Raw genomic sequence first — 23,719 nt, forward strand, 5'->3', positions numbered from 1 at the left:
TGCACGTTCACGGGCTCGCGCAGCGCCGCACCCGGTAAGCCGCTACAGCTTCAACTCGCCCGGCGTGGCACCGAACAGCTGCTTGAAGGCGGCGATGTAGGCGGAGGTCGAGTCGTACCCGCAGCCCAGCGCCGCGTCAGTGACCGTGTGCCCCGCCTCGAGCGCGGTCAAGGACGACAGCAAGCGCATGCGCTGGCGCCAGTTGCGAAAACTCAACCCAGTCTCGCGCAGGAACAACCGCATCAGGGTCTTTTCCGAACACCCCAGTTCGCACGCCCATTGCTGCAAGGTCTGCGGCTGATCCGGTGTAGCAATCAGGCCATTGCACAGGGCAAGCAAGCCTGGGTGTTGTGGCAGCGGCAACGAAAACGCCACTTCCGGCAACGCCTGCAATTGGTCAAGCAGCACGGCGACCAGGCGCGCCTGCGCGCTATCGCCTTCGGGGTAATGTGCAGGGTACAGGCAGAACTGCTTGATCAGCTCACGGGCCAAGGGGGTCACTTCCAGTACACGACAACGCTCCGCGGCCCACGAGCAGGCATCGCGCCGTATATAGAGGCTGCGCATTTCGGCCTGCATCGAACTGGACACCGCATGCTCGGCCTGCGCCGGTATCCACACGCCCCATTGCGGCGGGGCGAAGTAGCTGCCTTCCTGGGTATACACCCCCAGTACGCCACTGATGGCATAGGAAAACTGCACCCAGTCATGTTGATGCGACGTCGTCCACGAGCCGGCCACCAGTCGCTCGGCGCGTGCATAGAGCGGTCGAGGCAGGCAATCGAGCGTTGGAATGGGACGAGGATGTCCGATGGCAGGCATGGCGATTTCTTATCATGATGATCGGCCAAGCCTACCAGCCTAAATGCCCTCGGCGTTATCCGGCTCCATGTGCACCTTCGGTCACCCAGCCGGATGAACACCGACGCTCACCGCTCGACGATGACCGTAACGCCCTGCCCACCTGCGGCGCAGATGGAGATCAGGCCGCGTCCTTGGGGCGCCGTGGACAGCAGCTTGGCCAAGTTGGCCAGGATGCGCCCACCGGTGGCGGCAAATGGATGCCCTGCCCAAGTGAGCTGCCCTTCACGTTCAGCCGGGAACGGTCGATCGCCCCCAGCGGCGCATCCAGCCCGAGGTGCTCCCGGCAGTACTGGGCATCCTCCCAGGCCTTGAGGGTGCACAGCACCTGGGCTGCGAATGCCTCATGGATCTCGTAGTAATCGAAATCCTGCAGCGTCAGGTTGTTGCGGGCCAGCAAGCGCGGCACCGCATAAACGGGCGCCATCAGCAGGCCCTCGCGGCCATCGACGAAATCCACCGCGGCTGTTTCGCCATCGACCAGATAGGCGAGCACCGGCAGGCCATGTTGGTCTGCCCACTCCTGGGTCCCCAGCAACACCAGCGAGGCCCCATCGGTCAGCGGCGTGGAATTGCCTGCCGTCAAGGTGCCCTCATCGCTGCGGTCGAAGGCCGGTTTGAGCTTGGCCAATTGCTCCAGCGTCAAGTCGGGACGCAGGTTGTTGTCCCGGGTCAGCGACCGAAAAGGGGTCATCAAATCGTCTTGCCAACCTTCTTGGTAGGCACGTGCCAGGCATTGATGGCTACGCAGCGCCAATTCGTCCTGCTCGGCCCGGCCAATGCGCCAGGTTTTGGCCATGCGTTCGCAGTGCTCGCCCATCGACAACCCGGTGCGTGGCTCGCCGTTGCGCGGCAGCGAAGGCTTGAGGTGGTGAGGCCGCAAGCCCAGGAAAGGCTTGAGGCGGTCACCCAGCGCCTTGCCCCGGTTGGCTTGCAACATCATCCGGCGCAGGCCTTCGCTCACGGCGATGGGTGCGTCGGACGTAGTGTCGACGCCGCCCGCAATGCCGCAGTCGATCTGCCCGAGGGCAATCTTGTTGGCCACCAGCAATGCCGCTTCCAACCCGGTGCCACAGGCCTGCTGAATGTCATAGGCGGGGGTCGAGGCCGACAGGCGCGAACCCAGCACGCACTCGCGCGTCAGGTTCATGTCCCGGGCATGCTTGAGTACCGCGCCTGCCACCACCTCGCCAAGGCGCAGGCCGTGCAGACGGTAACGTTCGATGAGCCCCTCGAGTGCGGCAGTCAGCATGTCCTGGTTGCTGGCTGTGGCGTACGCACCATTGGAACGGGCGAATGGAATTCGGTTGCCGCCCAGAATAGCGACCCGGCGAAGTGAGCGCATGCGCATGTTCCTCCTGAAACAATTTGATCCGTAGAGCCTAGGTGTTTTTGCCGCATTCGAACGACCTGGCCACAATCCTGGTCCACACTGTCAGACTTGCTTTCGGAGGACCCACCATGAGCGATCGCTACCTTGGTTTTGCCAACTCCAGCCTCGGCCGCAAACTTGTCGACAGCCTTGGCCTGCCTCGTCCAGCCACGCTGGAGCGCTGGGAAGCGGGCCGCATGCGGCCAGTGGACGGGCCGTTGGTCCTTGGCGGCGGCCCCTTGGCACGCCAGGTCGAAACACTCGCAGCGCGGTTGACCGACGCGGTTTACGGCTTCAACGGCCAAGGCCTCCAGTGCGAACCCTGGGTCGCTGGGTTGGGCCCCAAGATCAAGGCGTTGGTGTTCGATGCCAGTCACTTGTCCGACAGCGATGCGCTCACGCAGTTGCGCGAATTCTTCCAGCCGCTACTGCGCAACCTGGCGCCTTGCGCCCATATCGTGGTCTTGGGTCGCCCGCCTGAGGCCGTCGCCGACCCGATGGCCAGTGTCGCCCAACGTGCCCTCGAAGGGTTTAGCCGTTCGCTGGCCAAGGAACTGCGCAACGGCGCTACTGCCCAGTTGCTGTACGTGGGTGACGGCGCCGAATCTCAACTCGAAGGCGCGTTGCGCTTCTTCCTGTCGCCCAAGAGCGCCTTCGTGTCGGGCCAGGTGCTGCGCCTACAGCCCTGCCAGGTTCAGGTCGAGGACTGGACACGGCCGCTCAGCGGCAAGCGCGCGCTGATCACTGGGGCTGCCCGCGGCATCGGCGCCGCCATTGCAGAAACCCTGGCCCGCGACGGTGCCGATGTGCTGCTCGATGTGCCCCCGGCCAGCGAGCAATTGCAGACGCTCGCTGCGCGCCTGGGTGGCAAGGCGCTGGTCCTGGACATCTGCGCCGGTGACGCTGCCGAGCAGTTGCTGGCGGCATTGCCCGATGGCCTCGACATCCTGGTGCACAACGCAGGCATCACCCGTGACAAGACCCTGGCGAACATGACCCCCGAATATTGGGACGCCGTACTGGCGGTGAACCTCAAGGCTCCTCAGCTGCTGACCCAGGCCCTGCTCGATAACGGCGCGTTGCACAAGGACGCCCGCATCACCCTGTTGGCTTCGGTCAGCGGTATCGCCGGCAACCGGGGGCAATCCAACTACGCTGCCAGCAAGGCTGGGCTGATTGGCTTGGCCCAGGCCTGGGCACCGACGCTTGCCGAACAAGGCATCAGCATCAACGCAGTGGCGCCTGGCTTCATTGAAACCCATATGACGGGCGCCATGCCCATGGGCTTGCGCGAAGCGGGGCGACGCCTGAGTTCGCTCGGCCAGGGCGGTAAGCCCCAGGACGTGGCCGAAGCCATCGCCTGGCTTAGCCAACCTGGCTCTGGCGCCGTTAACGGCCAGGTGCTGCGGGTGTGCGGCCAGGCACTGATGGGGGCTTGAGCATGCAACGACAATGGCACGACCTGCATCAACCGGCCAGCCGCGCCAGCCTGTACCTGCGCGCAGCGGGCAAACGCCGCATTAGCGGTGATCAACTGCCCACGCACGGGCTGCGCTGCACCCTGGCGGTTCAGCCTGAGCAACTGCATGCCTACCGGCAATTGTGCCGTTTCGTCGACGATGGCCGGCTGCCTGCTACGTACCCGCACATCATGGCGTTCAACCTGCAGCTGCAGTTGATGACCGCCGAGCAGTTCCCCTTTCCGTTGCTGGGCCTGGTCCACCTGCACAACCGCATCGATGTCATCCGCCCGCTTGGGGGCATCGAGTCGCTGCGCATGGCGGTTCATGCCGACAACCTGCAGCCCCACCCCAAAGGCGGAACGTTCGACCTGATCACCCAGGCGGCGGACGGTATTGGCGTGCTCTGGCGGGAAACCAGCCGCATGCTCGTGCGCGGGTTGAAACTCGACGGCAACCTGGCAGAGGCGGCCGAGGGTCAGGCCAGCGACTTGCCTGAAGTCACGCGCTGGTATGCCGACAGTGATATCGGCCGCCGTTATGCCAGGGTCTGCGGCGACTACAACCCCATTCACCTCAGCGCACCCAGCGCCCAGCTGTTCGGTTTCCCCACTGCCATCGCCCACGGCATGTGGAGCAAGGCCATGGCCATGGCCGCGCTGCACGGGCACTTGCCTCACAGTGGCTATCGGTTCGAGGTGGATTTTAAAAAACCCGTGCGTTTGCCCTCGGAGGTGGTGCTCAGCGCCAGCCAGGTCGGCCCTGTGGGTGAGCTGCGCCTGGACGGCCAGACGGACGTGGTACACATGCTCGGCCGCTGGGCCCGCTTGCAGGGCTGACTGGCGCATGCTGCGCCCCGTGCAGGGAAGCTTGCTTTGCAATGGCCCTGCGCGGAAGCTATGCGCCATGAGGAGAACCCGATGAACCTGCAAGAACTGACTCAACGCCTGCATCAAATCCGCGATACCAATGACTGGCAACGTTTCCACAGCCCAAAGAACCTGGCCATGGCCGCCAGCGTCGAAATGGCCGAGCTGGTTGAAATCTTCCAGTGGCTCAGCGAGGACGAGTCACGTCGCCTGCCACCCGAACAGCTGGCCCACGCCGGGCAGGAAGTGGGCGACGTCGTGCTCTACCTGTTGCTGTTGTGCAGTGAACTGGGGCTGGACATGGACCAGGTGGTCCGCGCCAAGCTGGCTGACAGCGAAAGGCGCTTCGCACGATGAACGACCGTCATTTCGATGAACTGGCCACCCGATTTGCAGAGAAAATCTACGGTGGCGCAAAGGGGGCGATCCGGCTGGCAGTCTTGCAGGCCGACCTGGCCGAAGCCCTGCCGGATCGCCCATTGCGCATCCTCGATATCGGTGCCGGCCTGGGTCACATGGCGCTATGGTTGGCCCAACGCGGCCACCAGCTTACGCTGGCCGAACCCGCCGAGCCCATGCTCGAAGGGGCACGGGCCCGCTTTGCCGAGGCCGGCCAGGCGGCAACGTTCATCCAGGCGCCCTGGCAAGCGCTGCTGGGTGAGCTGACCGAGCCCTACGACGTGGTCGTGTGCCACGCGGTACTCGAATGGCTGGCTGAGCCGGAAAGTATCCTGCCCGTTCTGCATCAACTCACAGCCCCCGGGGGTTGGCTGTCGCTGGCGTTCTATAACCGCGATGCCTTGGTCTACCGCAACCTGCTCAAGGGGCATTTCCGCAAGCTTCGCAGTAATCGCCTTAAAGGTGAAAAGCAGAGCCTTACCCCGCAGAAACCACTTGATCCGCGGGCGCTCAGGGCGCAACTTGAACCTTTGTGGCAGGTCGAAAGTGAAAGCGGCATACGTGTTTTCCATGACTACATGCCCAAGGAATTCCAGGACCGCGCCGTGCTGCTGGACGTGCTGGAAATGGAGCTCGCTCACCGCCGCCATCCGAGTTTCGCCGGCCTGGGCCGTTACCTGCATTGGGTCTGTCGCCCACGTTGACCTGCCGTGAGGAGCAAGCATGCCGTACCGTCTGTTGCCACTGGCCCTGCTGGCTTTGGTTCTGACCGGGTGCCAAGGGACCAATCCCTACGTCGCCACCAGCCGCCCACTGCCACCGGCCCCGCCTCAGGCAGCGACCACCTTCGACGCAAGCGCTTATCCCGCACCTGCAAGGGACTACGGCCGCTACCGCAGCTGGAGCTGGCGTGACGGGCGTCTGCCCAGCGGTTCGGCCAATGCCGACCCTGCACAGCTGGCCGATGCCGTGGCCGCAGCGCTCGATCAGCAGGGCTTGCGCCCCGCCCGCAGCGGTGTAGGTGACCTGCTCGTCGGCGCCGATATCCGCCTGGAAAAACGCCTGCGCCAAGTGCGCGACTACGACAGCTACGACCCTTACTATGGGCCCTACGGCAACGTGGGCTATGGCGGTTACCGCAACGGTTATGGGGGTTACGCCAGTGTTCCGGTCGTACGCACCTATCAGGTTGAGGTCATGGTAGTGCGCATCGACCTGTACGACAGCCGCAGCGGCCAGGCCGTCTGGAGCGCAAGTGCCGAAAGCGGCAACGACCAGGCTTCACCGCGGGACCGTGAAAATGCCGTGCGCGACGCCGTGCGCAAGGCTCTCAGCGGCTATCCTCCCAGTTAACGCCTAACGGAGATTCATCATGTTGCGCCGCCTGTTACTCGTGTCGTTTGCGGCCTTGTTGGCTGCCTGCTCAAGCCATAACGTGCAGCAGGACTACGACGCGAGTCGTGATTTTGCCGCCTACCGCAATTGGGCCTGGCAGGAGCCCGGCCTGCAATATCGTCCTGACGATCCACGCATCAAGAGCGACCTGACCGAGCAGCGCATCCGCCAGGCGGTCAGCGACCAGCTCGATCAGCGGGGCCTACGCCCAGCGCCCCCTGGCGCGCGTGCTGATCTCAACGTGCGCACCTACCTGATCGTGGAACAGCGCCAGCAACAGGTCACCACCAACTACGGCGGCGGTTGGGGTGGCTATTGGGGAGGGTACTGGGGCGGGCCGATGTACAACGAAACCCGCAGCGTCGATTACAAGGTCGCGACTATCCAGGTCGACTTGCTTGATGGGCGCGATGGCAAGCTGGTCTGGCGCGGCAGTGCCGAGCAGATCATGAACAACTACCCGCCAAGCCCGCAGGAACGCAACGAGGCTATTCAGAAGACGGTGGCTCAGGTACTGGGCAGCTATCCACCTGGCAGCAAACGCTAGCGGGGGCACGCTCTGCCTGCATCCCGCCTCGTAGCGGGGTGCAGGCACAGGCCCCGTGACAGGCGACGACTGCGACAAAACCCATTCTCCCAACGCCTTTTCCTTGCGGCACACGGCCGTCACGCAGGTTCCGGTCTATCTTGACTAAGGAAACCTGACTGCACGGGTAAGTGTTCATCTACTAGGAAAGGCGACCTGTCGATGCAAAGCATTGTTCTTCTTCTGTGGCTTGCCTTGTGTACCGAACAGGATGTGCGCCAGCGTCAGCTCCCGGACCTGTTGACGCTGGGCGCGGCCGTAGGGGCCCTGCTGTGGCTGTTCGCAACCGGCCACACCTGGCTTGGCGCCGATCCCAGTTCGGCAGGCTGGGGCCTGGCCATCGTCATGCTGCTCACCTTGCCCGGCTACATGCTCGGCCACTTCGGCGCCGATGACGTCAAACTGATGGGCGCGCTGGCATTGGCTACCGGCACCGATCATGTGCTCGGGACCTTCATCGGGGCCGGGGTCGCGCTGTTGATCTGGCTGACCACCCGAAGGCGCTTGTGGACGCTGCTCAACCCCAAGGTGAAAAAACGCCTCCAGGCCTTGACCGAAGCCATGGGCGACAAGCAGGCATTCGTCCCCTATGTGCTGGCTGGCTACCTTCTGACAGCTGTATGGATCCAATGAAGAATCCAGCGGTCCCTAATCTTGTACACACCTTGTACAACTACGAGAGGTACGGCTACTTTTAATCTGCCAGAGCGTCTAGCCCGGGAGCAGGGCCGTATATTCACAGGGAGTTGATCGTGTCCAAACCTGTAAGTGAAATGAAAGTGCTGGTAGTCGATGATCAGCCAGTCATCGTCGAACAGCTGTGCGAGTTCTTGCAAGCCAAGGGATACAGTTGCGTATCGGCACTCTCTACAGATGAGGCAGTAAAACGCTATGAGGCCGACCCAAACATCGGTCTGATCATCTGCGACCTTCACATGCCCGGACGCGATGGCATCGAGCTGATGCGCGCCCTGAAGCAGATCGACGGTAGCCACCGCATGTTCGAAGCCATCATGCTGACCGGCCGTGCCGAAAAGCAGGACGTCATTCGGGCGCTGCGCGAAGGCTTTGCCGACTACTACCAGAAACCGATGGATCTCGACGAGCTGCTCGAAGGGGTACGCCGCCAGGAGCAGGTGCTGCAGGAACGTCAGCGCGACTTCCACGACCTCAGCGGGCTCAATCAGCGCCTGCAGGATCTGGCAGAGTCCGTCGACGAGTTGTATCAGGACCTGGAAAAAGCCCGCGGACAAGGGCCTCACCGGCGCGCCGGCGACATGGAGGAAGCCGAGGCCGAGCTGCCCTCGGTATTCGAAAAGCTGTCGCCACGTCAATTGGAAGTGGCGCGGCTGGTGGGCAAGGGCAAGACCAATTACCAGATCGCCTGTGAACTGGGTATCACCGAAAACACGGTGAAGCTGTACGTGTCCCAGGTGTTGCGCCTGACCCATATGCACAACCGCACGCAACTGGCCTTGGCACTGACACCAGGCTCATCCCCGGTGAATCAACGGTTCACGGCGCACTGACAGGTGCCGGTGCCACGGCACCGGCACCGGCACCGGCACCGGCACCGGCACACCGCCATACTACTCATTGACCTGAAACGCCACCCGCGCCGTTTCACCACTTTCGTCCAACGCACTCAACTCGGCCTGCCCTGCCTGCGGCAGGCGCACCATCAGGCTGTCCTGCCCTTGGGTTTCGCCCAGCGGTTGTCCATTGAGGAACCACCAACGCCGCCCACTACCGCCCAGCGCCGACACCGCCACTTGCAGCGGTTCCCCACTGGTGGCGGGGCGACGCAGATGGTCGCCAGAACGAATACCGACGATGGCCAGCGGCGGGGCACTGACCGGGCCTTGCGGTGGGCATGTGGGGTCCATGGCCGGTAGACGGGCAGCCCGCCGTTCAGCCCGAGGCAACCAGGGTTCCAGGGGGGCGGGCCACAGGGCCACCTCGCGCGCCTGAGCGCCTGGGCAATTGCTGTCCACGCGCAAGCCGCGGTCGTTGACCCAGATGTGTTCGCGCAAACCCAGGCCCAGCGGCTGATCGGCCGCCTGCAACGTGGGAGGAACAGTGCCGTCCAGGGTCCAGGCAAAACGCTGGCGCCTGCAATTGCCGTCCTGGCGGCTCATCGCCTGCCCCAGAGGCCAGCAGATCGCCGCCACCCCGACATTGGCAGGCGTTCGCTGCACCGGGGCCTCTAACCCGCGCTGGCTGTCCCGGTTGCTGAGCAGGTCGTGCACTTGCAGCATCAACGGGGCGGCCGAGGCCAGGCCGAACTGCCCGGCCACAGGGGTGCCGTCGGGCCGACCAATCCATACCCCGATCAGGTAGCGAGGGCCGACGCCAATCGACCAGGCGTCTCGAAAGCCGTAGCTGGTGCCGGTTTTCCAGGCCAGCTGGGGACGGCGTACCAGTTCGGCATGCGGGTCGCGGTCGGGCCGAGCCTGGCCGCTGAGAATACGCCGGATGATCCACGCTGCGCCCGGAGACATGAGCCGGTGCTCCACCAGGGGAGCCTGGGGCTGCAACCGCACCTGGGCGCTTCTACCCTCCCGGGCCAAGGCCGCGTAGCCACCTACCAGGTCTTCCAGACGGCTACCGGCACCGCCCAGGATCAGCGAAAGATTGGGCTCGGCCAACGGAGGTAGCGTGAGCGGCAAGCCGCCCATGCGCAGTTGTGCGGCGAAGCGCTTCGGGCCGTACGCTTCGAGCAGTTGCACGGCGGGCAAGTTGAGCGACAGGGCCAGTGCCGAACTCGCTGACACCGGCCCACTGAAGCCGCTGGAAAAATTGCCCGGACGGTAGTCACCGTAACGCCGTGGTACGTCCTGCAACAGCGACTCGGAATGAATGAGCCCATCGTCCATCGCCAGGCCGTACAGAAACGGCTTGAGCGTGGAGCCAGGCGAGCGCAACGCCCGCACCATGTCCACGTGCCCGAAACGCCGGGCGTCCGTGAGGTCGACCGAGCCCAGATAAGCGCGTACAGCCATGGTTTGCGCATCGACCACCAGGATGGCGGCAGACGTACGCTCCGGCAGACGCGCGCGCCATCCCAGCAGCAAGTCTTCCAGCCGGCGCTGCAACCCTGCATCCACGGTGGTACGGATCAACGGCGGGCTACCCGGGGTGTTCAGACGGCGGGCCAGCAAAGGCGCCAGTGCCGGCTCCTGACGCGGCGCCAGCACCAGCGGCTCTTCGGCCGCTTCACGCAGGCGCTGCTCGGGCCACACCTGATACTGCGCCAACCGTTGCAGCACCTTGTTGCGTGCGCGTTCGGCGCGCTCGGGGTGGCGGTCAGGGCGTAGCCGGCTGGGGGCTTGCGGCAGTACCGCCAGCAGGGCTGCCTCCGACGGCGTCAGATGCAAGGGCGACTTGCCCAGATAAGCCCAGCTGGCAGCGGCAACACCTTGCAAGGTGCCGCCGAACGGCGCGCGGTCCAGGTAAATTTGCAGAATCTCCCGCTTGGACAGGTGCCACTCCAGCTGCAGTGTGCGCCACAGCTGCCGCAGCTTGCCCGCCACGGTGCGATCATGGGGATCGAGCAGGCGTGCCACCTGCATCGACAACGTGCTGCCGCCTGACACCACGCGCCCTCCCCGCGCGTTCAACCACGCCGCCCTGACCAGGGCCATCGGGTTCACGCCCAGGTGCCGGTAGAACCAGCGGTCCTCGTACGTCAGCAACGCTTGCAGGTACAACGGCGAGACCTGCTCGGGACTCACCGGATAGCGCCACACCCCGTCGGCATCGGCGAATCGCCACAACGGTGTGCCATCTTCTGCCAGCACGACCCGGGCCAGGTCGTCGGACGGCATGGGCAAAGGCCAGATGCGGTCGGCCAGCCACAGCAGGCCCATCAAGGCCACCACGCCAATCACCAGGGCACGCACTGCTTTGCATGGTCGCGATCGCCACCAGCGGGCTAAGCTTGGCATCGGGAACCGACCTGCCCTGAAAAGGGCCAAAGCACTGGAAACGGCAAGAACGCCGCCATGTTGATCAGGAAGCAACTATGCATGTAGAAGGTTTTTTCGAATGGCTGGGGCAAGCACTGGGATCGCTGATCCGCATCGTCGTCGACGCGCTGAGCGGGTTGTTCAACCTGTTGGCCAATGCCGGCGGCAATTTCGTCGATGGCCTGTCGCGCACCTTGGGCATGGACACCTCGCTGGTCAGCATCCTGGCCCTGATCGTTGGCCTGATGCTGCTGTTCTCGGCGATCCGCGCTTTCATGCGTGCCTCGATCATCCTAGGCATCATCTGGCTGGTATTGGGCCTGTGGGTAATGAGTTGGGTGATCCATTGAGTGGCCGTGCGACGAACAGGTGAAAGCCTCTGCTCGTCGCACAAGGCCTGCCCCTAGCGAGGCTTGACCGTCATCTCACCCTGCCCTTCCCCCACGGCCTGCAGATTCGGGCGGTACATCGACTCGACCTGCGGCGGTGGTACCCGGTAGGTGCCAGGGGTCACCGCTCGCGCCAGGTACAGCAGATGCGTAGTTGCGTAGTTGTCCAGCTTGAGCGCTGCGACGTACCGGTCGTCGCGATACTCCTGGTGAACCACGTTGGCATTTTGCATCGATTCGCGCCATTGCTTCACGGCGCCGCTGGCGTTATCCAGGCTGGCTGCACTTTGCGCAAGGTTCTGGTTTTCGAGCTCCAGGCCCGCTGGCAATAGATCGACCACCAGGGCATCGGGAACGCGCTCATCGGCCTTGAGCGCAAGGTGCACGAGCACCAGATCGCCGCTGCGCAGGTTCGCCAGGTCCAGCGGCTGGCCCTTCATGCCCAGGTACTCGCGACGGATCTGCATACCATTGCTACTGGCAGGCGGCGCCTGACGGGGGTAACCCGACAGCGTCAGCTGCTGGTAGACGGTCTGGCTGCCCTGGTTCTGCACTGTCAGCGGCGATGCCAACAGTGGCCCTTCCAACTTCATGCCGGCTTCGGCGTTATTGAAGTCACGCAGCTCACCGGCGCTGTCCAGGCGGGCCTGCCACTTGACTTCCGGCGTGCCCAGCAGGCCACGCCCGGCCAAGAACAAGGCGTTGCGCTCCTGGGTGGACAGCCAGCGATTGGCAGCCACTTCATCGGACAGGGCGAAGAGCCGCTGGTCCACCTGGCCACTGGCAAGCTTGTTCTCCTGCAGCAGTGCCAGGATCAACGCCTGGTCACGCAGGGGGCTGCCGTAATCTGCCATCCAGTTCTTGCCGCGGCTGACGGCAAGCCCTGCCTGCAGGGCCTGGTCGGCACGAGGCTTGTCACCCATCTTGTCCAGGGCCACGGCCAGTTGCACCAACGGCAAACCGGAACGCGCATCGGCGCGGCGCTCGAACAACCCGCGTAGGGCGCCCAAGGGCGCCTGCTGACTGCGCGACAGCACCAGCGCGGCGTAAGCCTGCACGGCGAAACGGGTGTGATCGGCGTCGTCGCTGTAGTCCACATCGATCAGGTTGCGCTCTTGTAGATAGCGCAACAACCGCTCGCTGGCTTTTTTTAGCGCCTCGGCGGGTACGCCATAGCCTTGGTCGCGCGCGCGCAGGAGGAAGTCGGTGACATAGGCCGTCAGCCAGTATTCCTCTTCGCTGTCGGCACTCCACAAGCCAAAGCTGCCGTTGTAGCGCTGCATGCCCAACAGGTGCTCGATGCCCATTTCGATCTTGCGCTTGCGCACCTCGGCCGGTTCACCCTCGATGCCAAGCCGCTTGAGGGTATCGGCGTCCGCATACAGCGACGGGTACAGCCCGCTGGTGGTCTGCTCAAGGCACCCATAGGGGTAAGCCTTCAGCGCCCGGATCTGTTCGGCGAGGTTGAGCGGGGGTCGGCTCGACAGGGCCAGCGTGCCCTCGAGGCCGGCAGGCTCGAAGGCCGCGAGGTCCGCCTCGGGCAGCGTCCAGGGCTGATCCTTCAAGGCCACGCGGAAGTGCTTGAGCATGGCGGGATAGGCCGGACGCACGCCCAGCGTCCATTCGCGCTCGAACGTGGTCGGCGCCTCGCCGGCCAACTGCAGGCCGGTCACCTGCACATGCACCTTGCCCTGCCCCAGGCCACCTTGGGCTTGCACCGGAATCATCAGGGTCGTCCGCTGGCCTTCGGCCAGCGCCACAGACTGCGTGGCATTGCCGGTCAGGCTCACTTGTCCTTCGGTGGTCACCTGCACGGTCAGCTGCTGGGCAGCTCCCGACAAGTTGGCCAGGTCCAGCGCCAGGCGCGTCTGATCGCCGCCTGCCAGGAACCGTGGGGCCGAGAGTTCGGCAATCAGCGGTGCGGCCACCACGGTCTTGCCCTCTGCCATGCCGAAGTGATCCTCGGTCCAGGCCTGAGCCATGAGCCGCAGCTCGCCGTTGAAATCAGGGATATCGACCGTGGCCTGCCCTTCTCCCTTGTCGTTCAGGGTCACCGGCAGGCTCTGCTGGGCCACGATGGTGACGGTGGTATTGGGGCGTTTGCCACCCTTGGCCATGGCCGCATCACCACCGAATGCCAGGCTGGCCAGACGCCCTTGCCCGGCTTCGATCAGTTGCCCGTAAATGTCGAGCTGGTCGGCACCGTAGGCCTTGCGGCCAAACAGGCTTGCGAATGGATCCGGGGTCTTGAAGTCGGTGATATTGAGAATGCCGACGTCCACCGCCGACACCAGCACCCGTACCTGCGCAGGCACGCTGCCGTCGGCGTTTGCCGCCTTGATCTTGACCGTCAGCGGCTGCTTGGGACGCATTTTTTCCGGTGCCTGCAAACTGACTGCCAGCTTGCGATCGGCACGGTCGAGCGGCAGGTGCAACACGCCTACCGCACGCTTGGGCGTGGCATTGGCCTTGCGTTCACCTGGGCGCACCACCAAGGTGCTGAGGTAAAGGTCGTGGCGTGCCCAGGCTTTGTCCAGCGGGATATCGAAGGTCTTGCCTTCTGCAGGTACCTGGATTTCCTGCCACCACAACGGGCCGTCGCTGGACTCGATCATCAAGTAACCACTGCCTGCGGCCGGCGGCGTAACCGTGACCTTGGCCGTTGCACCGTCGGCGTAGGAGGGTTTGTCCAAGGCCAGCTTGACCTGGTCGGGGCGTACAGCTCCGCCTTCGGCATTGTCCTGGGCGCGGTAGCCTGCCCAGAAGCGCTGACTGGACACCAGGCCGGTCTGCGGGTCTTCGACTTCCACGCGATAGGGGCCCCACTCGACCGGGAAGCTCAGCTTGGCCGTGGCGTCGGCCTTGACGCTTACCGTCTCTTCCACTTGGGTCAGGAATTTTTCGTTGTAGGCGTAGCTCCAGCCGTCATCTTGCGAGTAGTTCCAGTAGTAATCGCGTCGCTCGCGGATCAGCCTGACCTTGAGGTCGTCGGCGGCCAGTTTCTTGCCCTCGCGGTTAGCGACCAGAAACTCGAATTCCACCGGGCCTTCACTGTCAGCTTCATCGCCGTCGAACAGGCCACGCAGGCCTGGCAGGCGTTCGGCCGGCCAAACAGGTTGCTCGAGGCGGCGCGTAATGGGCCTGCCGCCGGACTCCTGCAAACTTGCCTGCACGGTCAGTTGCAACGGCGAACGCGCCTCTGCCCAGCGGCTGGAAATATCCAAGACCGCCTTGCCCGCCTGGTCGAGGGTGACTTCATCGAGCTCCAGGTCCTGCTCCAGTTCGTCTTCGGTAACCGACCCGAACTGGTAGCCCGGCAGTGCAGGTACCGCTTCACGCAGCGGGCGCACATAGGCCTGGCCACTCAGGCGATTGCCAGCGGCCGGCGCACCGTACAGGTAGCGGCCAGTCACCTCGATGCGCGCGTCCTGCTCAGGGGCCAGGGGCTTGCTGCTACCCTTGAGGTCGAGGGCCAGCCGCTCAGGCAGAAAGTCCTCGACCAGGAACTCGTAGACCTGCTTGCGTCCACCGCCCAGGTCGAGCAGCAGTTGCCAGCGGCCGGTCGGCGCCTCGGTGGCCAGTTGCAGCTGGTACTGGAACAGACCCTTATCGTCTGCTTCCCAGACGAACTTGCGGCTGACTTGTTCATCCGGCCTGCGTACTTCAACGTTCACCGGCTGAGCCTTGACGGGCTTGCCGTCCTGGTCGCGCAGCAGGCCGTTCAGCAGCACCGTTTCGCCTGGGCGATACAGGTCGCGCGGGCCGAAGATAAAGAGTTGCAGCGGATTGGCCTGGGGGCCGGTGATGTCGAACTCTGCCAAGTCCAGGGCCGCAGTATTGAGCTGCAGCAAGGTCGTGTGCACGCCTTGGGTGGCGATGAGGGTATCGGCCTTGGGCGTGATCGGCAGTTCAGCATGACCTTTTCCATCAGTGCTGGCCTGGGCCAGCAGCTTGCCTTTCTTGTCGTGGAGCTCGATGCTCACGCCATCCATCGCCTTGCCCCCTTCCAGGGCCTGGGCGAATACATCGATGCGATCACGGTAGCGATGGGCCGATACGCCAATGTCGCTCAAGGTGAACAGCGTGGCTGGCTGGGAGTAATCGTAGGTTCCCGAGGCGCGCATTACGGCCAGGTACACACCGGGCTCCTGCAGCGGCTTGATGCCGGCAATGGGCAACAGCACGGTTTCGCGTGTGTTGCGTGCAGGGTTGAGGTCGAAGCGGCCACTGTAGACCAGTTCGGCCATGCTCAGCGTGTCTTTGGACTGGTAGTACTCCAGGCTGCTGCTGCGCCCCCAGTTGGCCATGAACGAGGAAATCATGTCGGGTTTGACGCGGAAGAACTCCACATCCACCTTGTTCACATTCAATGCGATGACCGGCAGGCCCTCTGCCAGCCGCGTCGGCAGTAGCGAGCCCCGGCTGGCGAAGCCAACGGTGGGTTGCATGTCGCGGGTTTCAAGGCGAGTGATCGACTCTTCCTGCAACGCCTTGCCGTTGACGGCCAGCAGCCCCTTGTCCACGGTCAGCACCAGCTTGCGCTGCGGTTCCAGGTGACGCAGGCGCAGCTCCATCTGGCTGTCGGACAGTTCCCAGGCGCCGTCCAGCTTGCCCTTGACCGTGTCCACCAGGTGGACCTTGTTGGTGAAGTCCTGGTCGGCATCCAGCGGGGCCGAGAAGCTGACCGACAGTGTGGCCGCGCCATCGAGCTGTACTTCCGATACATCCAGTACCGTCAGCTCACGGCCCTCGTAGCGCTTGGCAAGCACGGCAGGATCTTCGCGCTGTGGCGTCTTGGCGGCGGCGCTGGCGGTTGGCTTCTGGGCAGGCGCTGGGGCGTCAGGCGTTGAGGAGTCACAGCCGCTGAGCAAGGCCAGCGCGCAGGCCAGCAACAATCCTTTGTTGAACATGGAGTAGACACTCGAAGGCAGGGTGTAGATGAAGGCAGCAACTATAGCGCAAGGCCAGGTGCTGCACCCAGCGTTGTGCGCCAGATGAGACCTTGGTCGCACGCAATGGTTGCCTGGCCGTTACACTGTCGCCCTTGGCTTGCATTGCCGTCCGGCGGGCGCCCCGATCAAGCGCTCGCAGTCCTCGTTTTCGCTGGAATGAACATGCCCCGATTCTTCGCCGACTGGCGCCACCGCCCCACCCACCTCAAGGTGTGGGGGCTGGCCGCGCCCATGATCCTGTCCAATGTCTCGGTGCCACTGGTGGCGCTGGTCGACAGCACCGTCATTGGCCACCTGCCCCATGCCCATCAGCTGGGCGCAGTGGCCGTGGGCGCTACGCTGTTTACCTTCATGGTCGGCTTGATGGGCTTCTTGCGCATGGGCTCGACAGGCTTCGCCGCCCAGGCCGCGGGCCGAGGCGATGGCGCCGCCCTGCGCCAGGTGTTGGTTCAGGGCCTGTTGCTGGCAGTGGGCTTCGCATTGCTCATCGGCCTGCTGGCCCTGCCCTTCAGCCAGTTGGCCCTGCATGCCATGCAGCCCAGCGCGGCCCTGGGGCAGGCCACACAAACCTTCTTCCACACCCGGTTGCTGGGCCTGCCGGCGGCACTGGCCAGTTACGCTTTGGTCGGGTGGTTTCTGGGGACCCAGAATGCCCGGGCGCCCTTGGCGATCCTGCTGACCACCAACCTGCTCAACATCGTGCTGAACCTGTGGTTCGTGCTCGGCCTGGACTGGGGCGTCCTGGGCTCGGCACGCGCGTCGGTGATTGCCGAATGGTGCGCGGCCCTGCTGGGCCTGGCGCTTACCCGCCCGGCCCTGCGCGCCTATCCGGGGCACATCGCCTGGGCAGCACTCAGACGCTGGCAGGCCTGGCGCCCGCTGTTGGCAGTGAACCGCGACATCTTTTTGCGCAGCCTTGCCTTGCAGCTGGTTTTCCTGCTGATCGCCGTACAGGGCGCACGCCTGGGCGAGGCGACGGTAGCGGCCAATGCACTGCTGCTCAACGGCCTGCTGCTGACGGCCTATGCCCTCGATGGCCTGGCCCACGCGGTCGAGGCGCTGTGCGGTCACGCCATTGGTGCTCGGGACCGCGGCACCCTGCGCCGTGCGCTGGTGGTAGCCGGTGGATGGTCGCTGATTGCAAGTTCGGTCTTTGCCGTTCTGTTCTGGGTGGGGGGACACCTGTTCATCGATCTGCAAACCGATATCGACAGCGTCAGGGCGGCGGCTTATCCGTACTTGCCCTATCTGGCGTGCCTGCCGTTGATCGCCGTGTGGAGCTATTTGCTCGATGGGCTGTTCATCGGGGCCACACGCGCCCGGGAAATGCGCAATGCCATGCTGACATCGCTCGCCATTGCATTGCCGTTGGCCTTTGCCCTGAGCGGGCTAGGCAACCATGGCCTGTGGTTGGCGTTTCTCGGCTTCATGGGCGTGCGCGCCATGACCTTGGCCTGGGTGGGGTGGCGCCTGCAAGGCAAGGACGCCTGGGTGGCGTGAGATGACTGGCATGGGCCAGCGAGCAACCCAAGGCGGTGCTCACCGCCGCCACGCTGCGAAGGCGTGACGGCGATGAGCCCCCTCAGGGGCTGAGGCTTCTCAGGACGAGAGGTAGGACGAACGGGTCAAGCCCAGGCGCAGCGCATCAAGGTACTGGGTACGCTCGCGCGCGGTGATCTTGGCGCTGGCCACCTTGTCGCGGTAGTGAGTCATCAGTTCCTCGGGAGACAGGTGCACGTAGCGCAGCATGTCCTCGATGGTGTCGTGGGTCTCGATACCGGCGTGGTACACGCTGCCATCGGCATTCTGGTAGATGTTCACCGAGTCGGTGTCACCGAACAGGTTGTGCATGTCGCCCAGGATCTCCTGGTAGGCCCCGACCAGGAACACGCCCAGCAGGTAGTCCTCGCCCTCGTTCAGGGCATGCACCGGCATGCTGGTCTCGATGCTCTGCTCATCGACATACTGGTTGATCTTGCCGTCGGAGTCGCAGGTCAGGTCTTGCAACACGGCGCGCCGCAGGGGCTCTTCGTCCAGGCGGTGCAGCGGGATGATCGGCAGCACCTGGCCGATGGCCCAGGTATCGGGCAGGCTCTGGAACACCGAGAAGTTGCAGATGTACTTGTCCGCCAGCTTGTCGTTCAGCTCATCGAGTACCTGGCGGTGCGAGCGCTGGCGAGCCTTGAGCGAGTTGTACAGGCGACGGCACACCGCGTAGTAGCACTGCTCGGCCAGGGCTTTCTCGGCCAGGCTGATCTTGCCGTCAGCGTACTGGGCGGCCACATCGCCCATGTAGTGGGTGGCGCGCCAGTAGGTTTCGGTCACCATCTCGATGTCGGTGGGCCCCAGCAGATCGGCCAGCCACTGCACGGTTTCCGGCAGCGCGTCCTTGTTCTCGATGGTCGGCACCTGATCGTTGTGGCGCTCTACATCAGTGACCTGGATGACCAGCATGGCATGGTGAGCCGTCAGCGAACGGCCGCTCTCCGAGAAGATGTGCGGGTGCGGCAGGCCCTGCGCGTCGCAGAACTCCTTGAGCATGCCCACCACCACGCCGGCATAGTCATCCATGTCGTAGTTGATCGAGCTGGCGTTGCGCGAATGGGTGCCGTCGTAGTCCACACCGAGACCGCCGCCCACATCGATGTGGTCCACCGGCAGGCCCAGGGCGCGCAATTCGCCGTAATAGCGGATGGCTTCCTTGAAACCGTGCTGGTAGTCCGCCAGGTTGGCGATCTGCGAGCCCATGTGGAAGTGCAGCAGGCGGATACCTTGGTCGAGGCCGGCATCGCGGAAACGCTGCACCACGGAAATCAGCTGCGCGGCAGAAAGCCCGAACTTGGACTTCTCGCCCCCGGTGTCAGCCCATTTGCTCGATGCCAGCGACGACAGGCGCACGCGCAGGCCCACTTGCGGCTTGACCTTCAGGTCGGCCGCTTCCTCGATCACCAGGGCCACTTCGGACTCTTTCTCGATGACGATGAAGACGTTGTGACCCAGCTTCTGCCCCATCAGCGCCAGGCGGATGAACTCACGGTCCTTGTACCCGTTGCAGACGATGGTGCCGCCCTTGGGCGCCAAGGCCAGCACTGCCAGCAATTCAGGTTTGGAGCCGGCTTCCAGCCCAATGGACACGTTCTGAGTGGCGATGATGTTTTCGACCACCGCCTCCTGCTGGTTGACCTTGATCGGGTAGAGCGCGGTGTACTGGTTCTGGTATTCCAGGCGCGCAATGTTGGCGTCGAAGGCGCCGGTCAACTGGCGCACGCGGTCCTGCAGAATGTCGGGAAAGCGTACCAGCAAAGGCAGCGACAGGCCGCTCTGGCGCAGCTGATCAACCTGCTCGTACAGGTCGATCGGCGAGCTGTCAGGGCCGTTGGGGCGTACTTCGACGCGCCCGGCTTCATTGATGGCGAAATACCCTGCGCCCCAATGGCGGATGCCATAAACACTGCGGCTGTCGGCCACGGTCCATTGGCTACCATCGTCTTTGCGTGTGCGTCGTACGGACATTCAAGTCCCCTATAAATTGAGTCAAGACACTGCTGGGCAAACCGGGAAGGCAGTGTAGAAGCCAAAAATGACGGTTCGTCCGTGCTCTGGGGTAGACCCTGGTCACTGCGACGAGTTTAGAAAGCGCAGGACGAAAACCTGCCGAGCGACTCAGCCGCCCGACTTTTTCGCCTTGAAGCCCTGCTTGATAAGCTCGTCGATCAGCAATTGCACATGATCGCCCTGGATCTCGATGACGCCGTCCTTGAGCGCGCCACCGGTACCACAGCGGCGCTTGAGGGTGGCAGCCAGCTCCTTGAGCTGATCGGGCGGCAACGGCACACCCGTGACGGTGGTCACGGTCTTGCCGCCACGGCCTTTGCTCTCGCGGCGCACGCGGGCGATGCCATCACTCTCGGGGATGACCTGCTGCTTGCAGGTACAGGCATCCACAGGCTGGCCACAGTCAGGGCAATGACGACCGGCATCGGTCGAATAAACAAGACCGCCGAGGGCGGAGAGGGAAGAAGCTTTCTTGGCCACTTTTGTGCCTCGGTGCTGAGGACAAAAACTGGTCGTACCTGCACATGAGGCCGACCGCGAAGCCCCACTCTGGCAGGGGCGGCGCTACTGCCGCAACACGTGCGGCAGCCCGAAAAGGCCGCGCAGTGTAACGATAAACGGTGCAGTTGCTAAGTACCGGATTGCGCCATTTTGCGAATGTTTTGCGACCCTACGTGAATGGGTTAGACAAGGCGGTTCCTGTAGCGCATCAACGCGGCCATCGAGTCGGGGCAATAAGGCCTGAGCCGACTGTCCTCTAGCGCTTGGTCCACATCGATGAACCGTGCCTCGATCACTTCCTCAGGCTGCAGCCGCAGCGGCGCATCGGAGACTGCCGAGTACAAGGCGCACCACAGGCGATTGTCAGGCTGATCGAAGAAGAATCGCTCGTGAAAACGCAAGTTTACGTCAGCTATGCCCAGTTCCTCGGCCAGCTCGCGCGCGGCCGATTCGGCGTAGGTTTCACCGGCGGCCACCATGCCGCCGGCGGCAACGTCCCAATAGCCGGGATATAGCGCCTTGCTCAGGGTACGCCGGTGCACGCACAGTTCACCGGCACCATTGAACAGCAGAATGAACGTGCAGCGCCCGATCAGCCCGCGCTCGCGCAACTGTGCCCTGGGCAATGCGCCGAGCACTTGGTCGTGCTCGTCTACCCAGGTGACCCGTTCCCGGTCCGAAGCCGCCCGGTGGGCGGCTTCATCAGGGCTGAAGGTCATCTCAGCCCTGCGACAGCAGCTGGCGCAGGTCGATGACCGCCGCGTTGGCGCGGGAGATGTAGTTGGCCATGACCAGCGAATGGTTGGCCCACATGCCGAAACCACTGCCGTTGAGCACCATCGGGCTCCACAGGGGCTCTTGCGAGGCCTCCAGTTCCCGGATGATCTGACGCACACTCACGGTCGCGTTCTTCTTGGCCAGCACGTCGGCGAAATCGACTTCGATCGCACGCAGCAGGTGCGACAGTGCCCAGGCCTGGCCACGGGCTTCGTAGAACACGTCGTCGATCTTCAGCCATGGGGTTTCCACGACTTCCTCGTCCACCTGCGGCGCCTGACCAGCCACCACGGACTCGGTCTTGAGCGTGGTGTTGAGCTTCACGCGGCCTACGCTGGCCGAGAGGCGTTGCGACAGCGAGCCCAGGCGGGTAGCGACGTCGCCCAGCCAGTTGTTCAGGTTGTCTGCGCGGGTATAGAAGATCGCGCCCTTGTCACCCGAAGCCAGGCGAGCCTGGTAGCGCGTCAGCGACTTGATGCCTTCTTCGAATTCCGATTCGCTGGACGGCAGGATCCAGCTCTTGTAATCGAAGTTGAAGCGCGGCTCGGCCTTGGCCAGGTCGGCATCTTCGGTCGATTGCGACTGGGAGCGGGCGAAGTCCTTGCGCAGCGCGCGGGAAAGGTCACGCACCTGGACCAGTACGCCGTACTCCCAGTTGGGCATGTTGTCCATCCACAAGCCAGGCGGGAGACGGTCGTTGGCAATGTAGCCACCTGGCTTGTTCAGCAAGGTGCTCGCCACAGTCTTGAGCGTTTCGACAGTGGTGTAGCCCACTACCATCTGCTGGCCATTACGCTCGGCTGCGCTCTGCGCGTTCTGCTGAACCGGGAACAATTCGGGCTCTTGGCTCCAGTACCAGGAAAGGCCGATACACACCAGCAGGTAAAGCCCAACCAGGGCTAACAGTGAGCGGCCCAACAGGCCACCAAAATAGCTACGGGCGGCAGCGCCGCGGCCGTCGACACGCTCGCGGGGCTCGGCTTTGGCCTCGCGGTTTTTCCAGTCCAGCATGGCTATATCCTTGATCAGTCACGACGGTTCAGGGGCTTTGACCACAGGCCTACGCCAGGGTGCCACGGCAAGCCCGCCTGACAGCACTATAAAGCAGACACCGCCTTACGCATAAGCGACCCCTTGGTCGGTAACTGAATAGTCATTCAGCCCACTTTGTTGAAAGGGGGCACGCCTACGCAGCTCAAGAACTGCTAGCATAGAGCCATCACTGCCCCTGCATACCCCTAACGACAAGTAGCCAGGACATGAGCCAAGCAGTTGAGCCGAGCCCGCAGTGCCCCCCTGAGCATCTTGTGCGTAGCGGCCTGCGCAAGGACGACCCACGTGACCAGTTGCTGCTGGCGCCCCAGCGCAGGCCGGTCTATATCCTCTTGCAGGACCACGACCGCGCCGAACGCCTGGCCCAGCAACTGGAGTTCTTCGGCCTGGGCGTACAGGCCTTGCCCACTGCCGATGCCTTTCGCGCATCGGTGGGCGAATGCCCGCCTTCAGCGGTCATCATGGACGTCGACTTCAATGGGGTCGGCCAGGGCCTGGCGCTAGCGGCCGAAGTCCAGGCGCGACAGGCCAAACCCCTGCCGCTGCTGTTCTTCAGCCTCCATGAAACCGATACCCCCACGCGCTTGGCCGCCGTGCGGGCCGGCGGGCGCGATTTCCTCACCGGCACACTGGAGGCTTCCAGCCTGCTGGAGAAGGTCGAGCGCCTGACCGATGCCGCGCCGTACGATCCCCTGCGCGTACTGATCATCGATGACTCACGCACCCAGGCCCTGTTCACGGAACGGGTGTTGGCAGGCGCCGGGATGATCACTCGCAGCCTGACCGACCCGATCGCCACCATGGCCGAGCTGGCTGATTTCCAGCCTGACCTGATCATCCTCGACCTGTACATGCCGGCGTGCACCGGCCCTGAACTGGCCAAGGTGATTCGCCACAACGACCGCTACGTCAGCGTGCCGATCATCTACCTGTCGGCCGAGGATGACCTGGACAAGCAGCTCGAGGCCATGAGCGAAGGCGGCGATGATTTTCTGACCAAGCCGTTTCGCTCGCGCCACCTGATCACCACCGTGCGCAACCGCGCTGCCCGCGCTCGGCATCTGAAGGCGCGCATGGTCCGCGACAGCCTGACCGGGTTGTACAACCATACGCATATTCTGCAGTTGCTCGAGGATTGCAGCTTCCGTGCCCGCCGCGAACAGCAGCCGCTGAGTTTTGCCATGCTCGACATCGACCGGTTCAAGAAAATCAACGACCGCCACGGCCACCCCATGGGCGACCGGGTGATCAAGAGCCTGGCGCTGTTTCTCAAGCAACGCCTGCGCAAGACCGACTTCATTGGCCGCTACGGCGGCGAAGAGTTCGCCATCGTCATGCCCAATACCGCCCTGGAGGCGGCGTACAAGGTGCTCGATGACATCCGCGGGCGTTTTGCCGAAATCCTCTACCCGGCCCAACCCCATGACCTGCGCTGTACGTTCAGTGCAGGCGTCGTGCAACTCGATGACGGGCTCGATGCCCTGACCATGGCCAGCGCGGCCGACGAGGCGCTATACCGGGCCAAGCATGCAGGACGTAATTGCGTGGTGCGTGTGGAGCCGTGAAGGGGCGGGCAAAGAAT

The 23,719-nt window shown here is 63.8% G+C and carries 18 protein-coding genes and 1 pseudogene; 11 read left to right on the forward strand and 8 right to left on the reverse strand.

Features of this window, described 5'->3' with window-relative positions; genetic code table 11:
• Nucleotides 1-42: 42 nt before the first annotated feature.
• A complete protein-coding gene (locus ACF8E5_RS21275) occupies nt 43-822 on the reverse strand; it encodes a helix-turn-helix transcriptional regulator (RefSeq protein WP_196125839.1) in 780 nt (259 codons plus the stop codon).
• Nucleotides 823-929: 107 nt separating this feature from the next.
• A pseudogene (locus tag ACF8E5_RS21280) lies at nt 930-2,206 on the reverse strand (acetyl-CoA C-acetyltransferase).
• Between the two features lie 116 nt (nt 2,207-2,322).
• Here ACF8E5_RS21280 and ACF8E5_RS21285 point away from each other — a divergent pair.
• The 8 genes from ACF8E5_RS21285 (at nt 2,323) to ACF8E5_RS21320 (ending at nt 8,471) form a co-directional block, all read left to right on the forward strand.
• A complete protein-coding gene (locus tag ACF8E5_RS21285; protein ID WP_392475761.1) occupies nt 2,323-3,672 on the forward strand; it encodes a 3-oxoacyl-ACP reductase in 1,350 nt (449 codons plus the stop codon).
• A gap of 2 nt (nt 3,673-3,674) precedes the next feature.
• Nucleotides 3,675-4,532 (forward strand): MaoC family dehydratase, encoded by an 858-nt coding sequence (locus ACF8E5_RS21290; RefSeq protein ID WP_326383791.1) that lies wholly within the window; start codon nt 3,675-3,677, stop codon nt 4,530-4,532.
• Nucleotides 4,533-4,613: 81 nt separating this feature from the next.
• On the forward strand, nt 4,614-4,919 hold the full coding sequence (locus ACF8E5_RS21295) for a MazG-like family protein (RefSeq protein WP_023535180.1): 306 nt from the start codon (nt 4,614-4,616) through the stop codon (nt 4,917-4,919).
• Nucleotides 4,916-5,665, forward strand: coding sequence for a methyltransferase domain-containing protein (locus tag ACF8E5_RS21300; protein ID WP_392475762.1), 750 nt, complete (start codon nt 4,916-4,918; stop codon nt 5,663-5,665). The genes ACF8E5_RS21295 and ACF8E5_RS21300 overlap by 4 nt, the downstream gene beginning before the upstream one ends.
• A 19-nt stretch (nt 5,666-5,684) precedes the next feature.
• Entirely contained in the window at nt 5,685-6,314 is a 630-nt protein-coding gene (locus tag ACF8E5_RS21305) for a DUF4136 domain-containing protein (protein ID WP_392475763.1), read from the forward strand.
• A 19-nt stretch (nt 6,315-6,333) separates the two neighbouring features.
• Nucleotides 6,334-6,903, forward strand: a complete 570-nt coding sequence (locus ACF8E5_RS21310; RefSeq protein ID WP_196185667.1) for a DUF4136 domain-containing protein — start codon at nt 6,334-6,336, stop codon at nt 6,901-6,903.
• A gap of 201 nt (nt 6,904-7,104) precedes the next feature.
• Nucleotides 7,105-7,575 carry an A24 family peptidase gene (locus tag ACF8E5_RS21315; RefSeq protein ID WP_100852303.1) on the forward strand — a complete coding sequence of 157 codons (471 nt, stop codon included), beginning with the start codon at nt 7,105-7,107 and terminating at the stop codon, nt 7,573-7,575.
• 140 nt (nt 7,576-7,715) lie between these two features.
• Nucleotides 7,716-8,471 (forward strand): response regulator, encoded by a 756-nt coding sequence (locus tag ACF8E5_RS21320; protein ID WP_392475788.1) that lies wholly within the window; start codon nt 7,716-7,718, stop codon nt 8,469-8,471.
• 60 nt (nt 8,472-8,531) lie between these two features.
• Here ACF8E5_RS21320 and pbpC read toward each other — a convergent pair whose 3' ends face one another.
• Nucleotides 8,532-10,889 (reverse strand): peptidoglycan glycosyltransferase PbpC, encoded by a 2,358-nt coding sequence (gene pbpC / locus ACF8E5_RS21325; protein ID WP_196125841.1) that lies wholly within the window; start codon nt 10,887-10,889, stop codon nt 8,532-8,534.
• Between the two features lie 77 nt (nt 10,890-10,966).
• Between pbpC and ACF8E5_RS21330 the strand changes: the two genes are divergently transcribed.
• On the forward strand, nt 10,967-11,260 hold the full coding sequence (locus ACF8E5_RS21330) for a hypothetical protein (protein WP_023535173.1): 294 nt from the start codon (nt 10,967-10,969) through the stop codon (nt 11,258-11,260).
• Nucleotides 11,261-11,313: 53 nt separating this feature from the next.
• Here ACF8E5_RS21330 and ACF8E5_RS21335 read toward each other — a convergent pair whose 3' ends face one another.
• Nucleotides 11,314-16,209: an alpha-2-macroglobulin gene (locus tag ACF8E5_RS21335; protein WP_392475764.1), complete on the reverse strand. Its 4,896-nt coding sequence runs from the start codon at nt 16,207-16,209 to the stop codon at nt 11,314-11,316.
• A 204-nt stretch (nt 16,210-16,413) separates the two neighbouring features.
• Between ACF8E5_RS21335 and ACF8E5_RS21340 the strand changes: the two genes are divergently transcribed.
• Nucleotides 16,414-17,751, forward strand: a complete 1,338-nt coding sequence (locus ACF8E5_RS21340; protein WP_392475765.1) for an MATE family efflux transporter — start codon at nt 16,414-16,416, stop codon at nt 17,749-17,751.
• Between the two features lie 99 nt (nt 17,752-17,850).
• On the opposite strand, the gene speA is transcribed toward ACF8E5_RS21340, so the two are convergent.
• The 4 genes from speA to ACF8E5_RS21360 form a co-directional block, all read right to left on the reverse strand.
• Entirely contained in the window at nt 17,851-19,764 is a 1,914-nt protein-coding gene (gene speA, locus ACF8E5_RS21345; RefSeq protein ID WP_058605287.1) for an arginine decarboxylase, read from the reverse strand.
• Between the two features lie 150 nt (nt 19,765-19,914).
• On the reverse strand, nt 19,915-20,286 hold the full coding sequence (locus tag ACF8E5_RS21350; protein WP_392475766.1) for a translation initiation factor Sui1: 372 nt from the start codon (nt 20,284-20,286) through the stop codon (nt 19,915-19,917).
• Nucleotides 20,287-20,489: 203 nt separating this feature from the next.
• Nucleotides 20,490-21,026, reverse strand: coding sequence for an NUDIX hydrolase (locus ACF8E5_RS21355; RefSeq protein WP_182140554.1), 537 nt, complete (start codon nt 21,024-21,026; stop codon nt 20,490-20,492).
• 1 nt (nt 21,027) lies between these two features.
• A complete protein-coding gene (locus ACF8E5_RS21360) occupies nt 21,028-22,095 on the reverse strand; it encodes a DUF2333 family protein (protein WP_058639416.1) in 1,068 nt (355 codons plus the stop codon).
• Between the two features lie 248 nt (nt 22,096-22,343).
• Here ACF8E5_RS21360 and ACF8E5_RS21365 point away from each other — a divergent pair, with 248 nt between their 5' ends.
• Complete coding sequence (locus tag ACF8E5_RS21365; RefSeq protein WP_058639417.1) at nt 22,344-23,702, forward strand: diguanylate cyclase; 1,359 nt, start codon at nt 22,344-22,346, stop codon at nt 23,700-23,702.
• The last annotated feature ends 17 nt before the right edge of the window (nt 23,703-23,719 follow it).

It is taken from the genome of Pseudomonas sp. WSY_20 (assembly GCF_043104335.1).
Classification (GTDB): domain Bacteria; phylum Pseudomonadota; class Gammaproteobacteria; order Pseudomonadales; family Pseudomonadaceae; genus Aquipseudomonas; species Aquipseudomonas parafulva_B.